Annotated in this window: 7 protein-coding genes and 2 pseudogenes; all 9 read left to right on the top strand. The window is 63.0% G+C overall.

Going from position 1 to position 6,644, the window contains the following annotated elements; genetic code table 11:
- Positions 1-148, top strand: a pseudogene (locus ACEW8G_RS04845) (transposase); the annotation flags it as partial.
- 17 nt (positions 149-165) lie between these two features.
- Entirely contained in the window at positions 166-366 is a 201-nt protein-coding gene (locus ACEW8G_RS04840) for a hypothetical protein (RefSeq protein ID WP_373487316.1), read from the top strand.
- Positions 367-745: 379 nt separating this feature from the next.
- On the top strand, positions 746-1,033 hold the full coding sequence (locus ACEW8G_RS04835) for a TrbC/VirB2 family protein (protein ID WP_373487315.1): 288 nt from the start codon (positions 746-748) through the stop codon (positions 1,031-1,033).
- Between the two features lie 3 nt (positions 1,034-1,036).
- Entirely contained in the window at positions 1,037-1,321 is a 285-nt protein-coding gene (locus ACEW8G_RS04830) for a type IV secretion system protein VirB3 (RefSeq protein ID WP_373487314.1), read from the top strand.
- The gene (locus tag ACEW8G_RS04825) at positions 1,300-3,672 is read left to right on the top strand and encodes a VirB4 family type IV secretion/conjugal transfer ATPase (RefSeq protein ID WP_373487313.1); all 2,373 of its coding nucleotides are present in this window, start codon (positions 1,300-1,302) and stop codon (positions 3,670-3,672) included. The genes ACEW8G_RS04830 and ACEW8G_RS04825 overlap by 22 nt, the downstream gene beginning before the upstream one ends.
- Positions 3,672-4,868: a type IV secretion system protein gene (locus ACEW8G_RS04820; protein ID WP_373487312.1), complete on the top strand. Its 1,197-nt coding sequence runs from the start codon at positions 3,672-3,674 to the stop codon at positions 4,866-4,868. The genes ACEW8G_RS04825 and ACEW8G_RS04820 overlap by 1 nt, the downstream gene beginning before the upstream one ends.
- On the top strand, positions 4,865-5,635 hold the full coding sequence (locus tag ACEW8G_RS04815) for a virB8 family protein (protein WP_373487311.1): 771 nt from the start codon (positions 4,865-4,867) through the stop codon (positions 5,633-5,635). The genes ACEW8G_RS04820 and ACEW8G_RS04815 overlap by 4 nt, the downstream gene beginning before the upstream one ends.
- Positions 5,636-5,643: 8 nt before the next feature.
- Positions 5,644-6,336, top strand: coding sequence for a TrbG/VirB9 family P-type conjugative transfer protein (locus tag ACEW8G_RS04810; RefSeq protein ID WP_373487310.1), 693 nt, complete (start codon positions 5,644-5,646; stop codon positions 6,334-6,336).
- Positions 6,336-6,644 (top strand): annotated as a pseudogene (locus ACEW8G_RS04805) (hypothetical protein); the annotation flags it as partial. The gene ACEW8G_RS04810 and the pseudogene ACEW8G_RS04805, both read left to right, overlap by 1 nt.

Below are 6,644 nucleotides of genomic sequence, written 5' to 3'. Positions count from 1 at the left end.
CCAGTATGATGAGCGCCGCTACAAAGACCGGTGGCGGGTCGAGGCCATGTTCTGCCGCCTCAAGGACTTCCGCCGTGTCGCTACCCGCTACGACAAGCTCGCGCGCAACTTCCTGTCAGCCGTGAGCCTCGCTGCCGCCGTTTTGTTTACGATGCGCTGGGACGGATGTTCTATCCGACCGCGCAAGGCTCACTGTTGCGCTATGCCGGGTCAGCGCTGATCACCGAGCATAACGCCAGCACCTGGCCGGTGCTGCGCCGCTATGTGCAAGGCCCAGGCAGCGATGAACCGCTGGTCTGGTACGAAGGCACCGGCACATCAGACCGTGGCTGCACGCCGACGAGCGCGGCAGTGTCATCGCGGTGAGCGACGCATCGGGCGCGGCGCTGGCGATCAACAGCTATGACGATGGAGCCTGCCCTCGCGAAGGCGGGGGGCATAGCGGGCATGGCGAACCTTGGGCGGTTCCAATCCCTTGAACATCCTATGATGGCGCTAAACAACAACATGCCTGCTTAACCCCTTCATTTTGGTGTTAATTTACTGGCCTGGCAGCAAAATCTAATATGTCACCAAAATGACAGAGCGATAAACACAGGAAAGCTGCGTCACCCTCGTGTCAACAAGCATGACATTATTCTTTGGGTTGGCAAATTGCTGGTTGCCCTGCATATTCGATGGCGAATCTGATAGTTGAAGGGGTGCGGGGGTGCGGCTTTTTGTCTGGCGGTTGATCGGGGGCGCGATGGCGCTTGTCAGCATGGCTTCAAGCAGCGCCTTTGCGCAGGATGCGCTTGCTGATCCCGCAGGCTCCGGTGTGCTGGTTTCCGCCGTGCAATGGTTGCAGGGCACTTTGCTGGGCACGGTCGCCACGGTGGTCGCCGTCGTTGCGGTCGCCGCTGTCGGCTTCCTGATGCTCACGGGCCGGATCAACTGGCGCTATGGCGCGACGGTCATCATTGGTTGCTTCATCCTGTTCGGCGCCGCGAGTATTGTCGCGGGTATCCAGTCCACCGCGACGCTGGGCAGCTGAACCATGGATGGGGTCGAGCGCGCATCGGTGTTTGTGGCGCTCACGAGGCCGCAGATGTTTGCCGGCGTCACCTACAGCTATTTCGTCGCCAATGCGGTGATCGCGACCGAGCTGTTCCTGATCTTCCGCTCGGGCTGGATCGTGGCGGCCGCGCTGATCATCCATCTGGCGGGCGTCTTGCTGTGCCTGCGTGAGCCGCGCTTCTTTGACCTGTGGCTGGTGCGTCTGGGCCTTTGCCCGCGCATCCGCAACCATGCGATCTGGCGATGCAACTCCTACCGTCCCTGACCAGCGACCCCAAAGTGATAGCGCGTGAAAAGCAGGCGGGGGACCATCTGCCCTATGCACGGCATGTCGATGATCACACCATCGAGACGCGTGACGGGTTGTTGATGCAGACCATCCATCTGCGCGGTCTGCATTTCGAGACCGCCGACACCGAAGAGATCAACTACCGCAACCGCCTGCGCGATGCGATGCTGCAGGCCATCGGCACCTCCAATTTCGCGCTCTACCATCATGTGGTGCGCAGGCGGGTCGATGTCGAGCTTGACGCCGATTTTCCCGACCCGTTCTCGAAACGGCTGGACGCGGCATGGCGCGCGCGGCTGCAGTCGAAACAGCTGTATATCAACGAGCTGTTCCTGACGCTGATCCGTCGTCCGCTGCGCGGGCGGCTGGGCACGCTCGACCGACTGCGGGCTTTGATCGGACGCTCGACGCTCGATCGTGGCGCTGAGGCTGCGCAGGATCTGCGCCAGCTAGAGACCGCGCGCGATGCATTGCTCTCCTCGCTTGGCAGCTACGAACCGCGCCTGCTCACGGTTTATGATACGCCACAGGGGCCGTGTTCGGAACCGCTGGAGTTTCTGTCGTCGCTCTATAACGGAGAGATGCGCCCGGTTCTGCTGCCAGCTGAAGACATCGGCCACTATTTGCCCTATCGGCGGGTAAGCTTTGGCCAGGAGACGGTGGAGCTGGGTGCCAATGGCATCGTCGCGCCCAGCTATCTGGGCATCGTGTCGATCAAGGATTATCCTGCGCAAACCGCGCCGGGCATGTTCGATGAACTGCTGCGCCTGCCGTTTGAAATCACCATCTCGCAAAGCTTCGGCTTTGTCGATCGGCAGGCCTCTCTGTCGCGGATGAACCTGGCGCTGCGCCGGATGCGCTCGGCCGAAGACGAGGCGCTCAGCCTGCGCGCGGAACTGGCAACCGCCAAAGACGATGTCGCGGCGGGCCGGGCCTCGTTTGGCGAACACCACATGACCATCGCGATCAGGGGCGCTAGTCTTGCTGAAGTCGATCGCGGCATTGCCGAGGCGCAGGCATCGCTCGCTGATCTCGGCGCTATCGCAGTGCGTGAGGACATTGCGCTGGAGCCTGCCTTTTGGGCGCAGTTTCCGGGCAACTTTCGCTATATTGCGCGGCGTGGCCTTGTCTCGACGCGCAACTTTGCCGGGCTCGCCAGCAGCCATAACTTCCCTCTGGGCCAGGCCAGCGGCAATCATTGGGGTGATGCGGTCAGCCTGCTTGAGACCACCGCAGCGGGGCCATATTATTTCAATTTCCACCAGAGCGATCTGGGCAACTTTACCGTCATCGGTCCCTCGGGATCGGGCAAGACCGTGGTCCTCAACTTTCTGCTGGCACAGGCGCGCAAATTCCATCCGCGAATCATCTTTTTTGACAAGGATCGCGGTGCAGAACTGTTCGTCCGCGCGATCGGCGGCAGCTATGATGTGCTGCGCCCCGGGCTCGCCTCTGGGCTCAATCCGTTGCAGATCGAGGATACGCCGGCCAATCGCCAATTCCTGATCGAATGGCTGTCGCTGCTCGCGGGCTCGGTCGATGTCGAGGACGCCGCGCAGATCAAGGATGCGATCGACGCCAATTTCCTGCAGCCGCCGCAGCTTCGCCGCCTGCGCTATCTGGTTGAGATGTTTCGCGGCGGCCACCGTCCCCACGGTGCCGATCTGTGGTCGCGTCTGCGCAGCTGGTGGGGCGAAGGCGAGCACAGCTGGCTGTTCGACAACCCGCAGGACCTGACCGATCTTGGCGCGGCGACGGTCGGTTTCGACATGACGCAGATCCTCGACAATGCCGCGCTGCGCAGCCCGGCCATGCTGTACCTGTTCCACCGCGTCGAAGAGCGGCTCGATGGCACACCCTCGATCATCGTGGTCGATGAGGGCTGGAAAGCGCTGGATGACGATATATTCGTTCGCCGGATCAAGGATTGGGAAAAGACCATCCGCAAACGCAACGGCATCGTCGGTTTTGCGACGCAAAGCGCGCAGGACGCGCTGGAAAGCCGGATCGCCAGCGCGATCATCGAGCAGGCTGCAACCCAGATTTTCATGGCCAACCCCAAGGCGCGCGCGGCTGACTATATCGATGGCTTCGGCCTGACCCCGCATGAGTTCGATCTTGTGCGCACGCTGCCCGACAGCGCGCACTGCTTTTTGATCAAGCATGGCACGCACAGTGTGGTGGCGCGGCTCAACCTCACCGGGGAACACGAAATCCTCACCATTCTGTCGGGCCGCGAACGCAGCGTGCGTATGCTCGACCAGTTGCGCCAAGCCGTTGGTGACGATCCAGCCGACTGGATTCCTGCGCTGATGGAGCAGGTATAATGCTCTGCCCAGCGCCCACGCCTGGGGGCAGCTTCCTTGGAGACACTTTGCGTTTTGTGGATTGCCAGGCGCAGACCATTGGCTCTGCCGGTTATCAGGCGTTGGCAAGTCCCGGCTCGCCGTTCTGGATCATCCTGACCGGGCTGCTCACCGTGTTCGTCGCGTTGTTTGGTTTTCGCATGCTGCTTGGACAGGTGCCGAGCGTGCGCGAAGGGGTGCTGGCATTCGTCAAGATCGGCATTGTGCTGGTGCTCGCCACCAGCTGGCCTGCCTATCGCACGCTGGTTTACGACATTGCGATCAGCGGCCCTGCCGAGCTGAGCGCGCAAATTGGCGGGGCATCAGGCGTGCCCGGCGCAACCGGCGGAATGGTCGCGCGGCTGGAGGCGACTGATGCGGCGATGGTGGCGCTTGCCATCAAGGGAGCAGGGCTGCGGTCCGCCAACAGCAATGTCATGCCGCCGTTGTTTGCGAACTTTGAACCCTTTGCGCTGGGTGGTTCGCGCATTCTGTTTCTGATCGGGATACTCGGCGCGTTTGGTGCTGTGCGGTTGATCGCAGGGCTTTTGCTGGCGGTGGCGCCGTTGTTCATCGCGTTCGTGCTGTTCGACAGCACACGCGGGCTGTTCGAAGGGTGGTTACGGGTGCTGGCCGGAGCCGCGCTCGGCGCGCTCGGCACAGCGATCATTCTGGGGGTCGAACTCGCGCTGCTTGAGCCATGGCTGTCCAGCCTGCTCGCCGCGCGCGCAGCCGGGATCGCAGTCCCCTCAGCGCCGGTGGAACTGCTGGTGGTCACATTGCTGTTCGTGCTCGTGCTGGCGGCGATGCTCTGGGCGTTCGCCAGGGTCGCGATCGGGTTCAGGTTTGCGCACGTCTGGCCAGCGGCACTGACTGCAGGGCAGCCGCGTGACCAGGCTATGGCGCGCACCGCCGTTCAGCCAGTTGTCAATGCGCTGTCTGCACAGGAGGGACGCTCGCGTGCCGCTGTTGTTGCGGATGCCATAGCTTCGGATCAGCGCCGCGAAGCGCTGCAAGGCCAGCAGCTTGCAGGCGGCGGGTCTGCAGGTCGCGTTCCGGTGCAGGCCGTCATGCGCGATGCCGGGGCGCCACCTGCCGTCCCGCTTGGCCAGTCTTACCGTCGGCGTACCAGCAACCGCGTCTCGGCAAGCGCCGGGCAAAGGGACCTTCGGGCATGAAAGAAGACACCAAGGCCCAGCGGGACATCTATTACCGCGAGGCGGCGACCTGGGCGGATGACCAGCAGCAGGCGCTGCGCTCATCGCGCCGGATCGCCTGGATTATCGCATCGGTCGCGCTGGCGGTTGCTGTGCTGCTTGCCCTTGCGCTGATGTTGCTGACACCGCTCAAGACGGTGGAACCCTATACCCTGATCGTCGATCGCCAGACCGGGTTCGTCCAGGCGGTCGATCCGCTGGAGCCTGAGCGAATTTCCGGCGACGCCGCGCTCACCCAGTCGTTCCTTGTGCAATATGTCATTGCGCGCGAAAGCTTCGACATCAATTCGGTGCAATCCAACTATCGCAAGGTGGCATTGTGGTCCGCAGACAACGCGCGCTCGGGCTATATCGCCAGAATGCAGGCGTCGCACCCCGATAGCCCGCTCAGCCGTTATCCGCGCGCGACGATGATCGACACCGTGGTCAAAAGCGTCTCGCCGATGGGCAATGATACTGCAATGGTGCGATTCGAGACGCGGCGATCGGATCGCGGCGCAGCACCGCGGGTGATCGGCGCATGGGTTGCGGTCATCCGCTATCGCTATGCTGGCGAGCCGATGCGGGTCGAAGATCGTTACCTCAACCCACTCGGCTTTCAGGTCGTGCGGTATCAGCGTGATCCAGAAGCCTTGCCGCCGCCTGAGCCTGAGCCTGAGCCGGCACCCGTGCCGCCGGGTCGGACATTGCCGGCAATTATCACACCGAACGATGAGATCACGCGATGATGCGGCCGATGCTCATTGCGCTATGCGCTCTGTTGCTGGCGGATGCAGGCCAGGCGCAGGTGCGCCCGGTGCCCGGCCCGGGCGACCCCAGGCTGCGTACCGTCGAATATCGCGCCGATCAGGTCGTGCAGCTCGAAGTCGCGGCAGGCTATCAGCTCAGCATCGAATTTGCCCCCGATGAGCGCATCGAAAGCGTTGCGGTGGGTGACAGCACCGCGTGGCTGGTGACCAGCACGAAGCGCGGCGCCCACCTGTTCATCAAGGCGACCCAGGCCGGTGCAGAAACCAACATGATGGTGATCACCGATACCCGTGTGTATCAGTTCGACCTGCTGGCCGTATCATCGCCTGCGTATGACACGGCATACAGCGTGCGCTTCACTTTTGACGCTGACGACGCGATCACTGACAATCAGACATCAGACACAGCCGCTGTCTCGGGAAGCTATCGTGTCAGCGGGGATCGGCGGCTCAGGCCCAGCCAGATTGGCGACGATGGCCAGCAGACCTTCATCGAATGGCCTTCCGATGTGGCGCTGCCGGCGATTTACACGATTGACGAGCGCGGACAGGAGCGGCTGGTCAACGGTGCGATGCGTGATGGCCTGTTTGTGGTCGATTCCGTCTCGCCGCGCCTGGTGTTCCGCATCGATAACCGCAGCGCGCAGGCCCGCCGCCTCGTGCCCAAAGAAGATCGGTGATGGCAACAAAACCCGGCAGCGATACGGGCGGTGAAACCGATATCCGGCCAACCGTCGCCTCAACCCGGCGAACGATGCCTGCATGGGTGTTTATCGCCGCACTGGCAGGATTGGCGCTGGCGCTGTTTTTGGTGCTCGACAGCCGCCGCCGCGCACTGATGGCACCTGCGGTGACGGCATCTGCGGTCGACCTGTCAGACGGCGCGCCGCTCGCCCCGCTCTATGTCCCGCAAGACTTTCCCCCCGGGCCGGTGCGGCTGGTGCTGCCCGAGGCGCAAGCGCCGAGAGCGCCCCCCCCGCCGCCGCCG

The organism is Blastomonas sp. (genome assembly GCF_041747255.1).
Classification (GTDB): domain Bacteria; phylum Pseudomonadota; class Alphaproteobacteria; order Sphingomonadales; family Sphingomonadaceae; genus Blastomonas.
The sequence above is the reverse complement of the archived record's forward strand: the minus strand, read 5'-3'. Positions and strand labels throughout refer to the sequence as shown.

What these genes read in the sequence shown, in the direction of transcription:
- ACEW8G_RS04840 (WP_373487316.1), top strand. Translation starts at nt 166, where the DNA reads ATGTTCTATCCGACCGCGCAAGGCTCACTGTTGCGCTATGCCGGGTCA.
- ACEW8G_RS04835 (WP_373487315.1), top strand. Translation starts at nt 746, where the DNA reads ATGGCGCTTGTCAGCATGGCTTCAAGCAGCGCCTTTGCGCAGGATGCG.
- ACEW8G_RS04830 (WP_373487314.1), top strand. Translation starts at nt 1,037, where the DNA reads ATGGATGGGGTCGAGCGCGCATCGGTGTTTGTGGCGCTCACGAGGCCG.
- ACEW8G_RS04825 (WP_373487313.1), top strand. Translation starts at nt 1,300, where the DNA reads ATGCAACTCCTACCGTCCCTGACCAGCGACCCCAAAGTGATAGCGCGT.
- ACEW8G_RS04820 (WP_373487312.1), top strand. Translation starts at nt 3,672, where the DNA reads ATGCTCTGCCCAGCGCCCACGCCTGGGGGCAGCTTCCTTGGAGACACT.
- ACEW8G_RS04815 (WP_373487311.1), top strand. Translation starts at nt 4,865, where the DNA reads ATGAAAGAAGACACCAAGGCCCAGCGGGACATCTATTACCGCGAGGCG.
- ACEW8G_RS04810 (WP_373487310.1), top strand. Translation starts at nt 5,644, where the DNA reads ATGCTCATTGCGCTATGCGCTCTGTTGCTGGCGGATGCAGGCCAGGCG.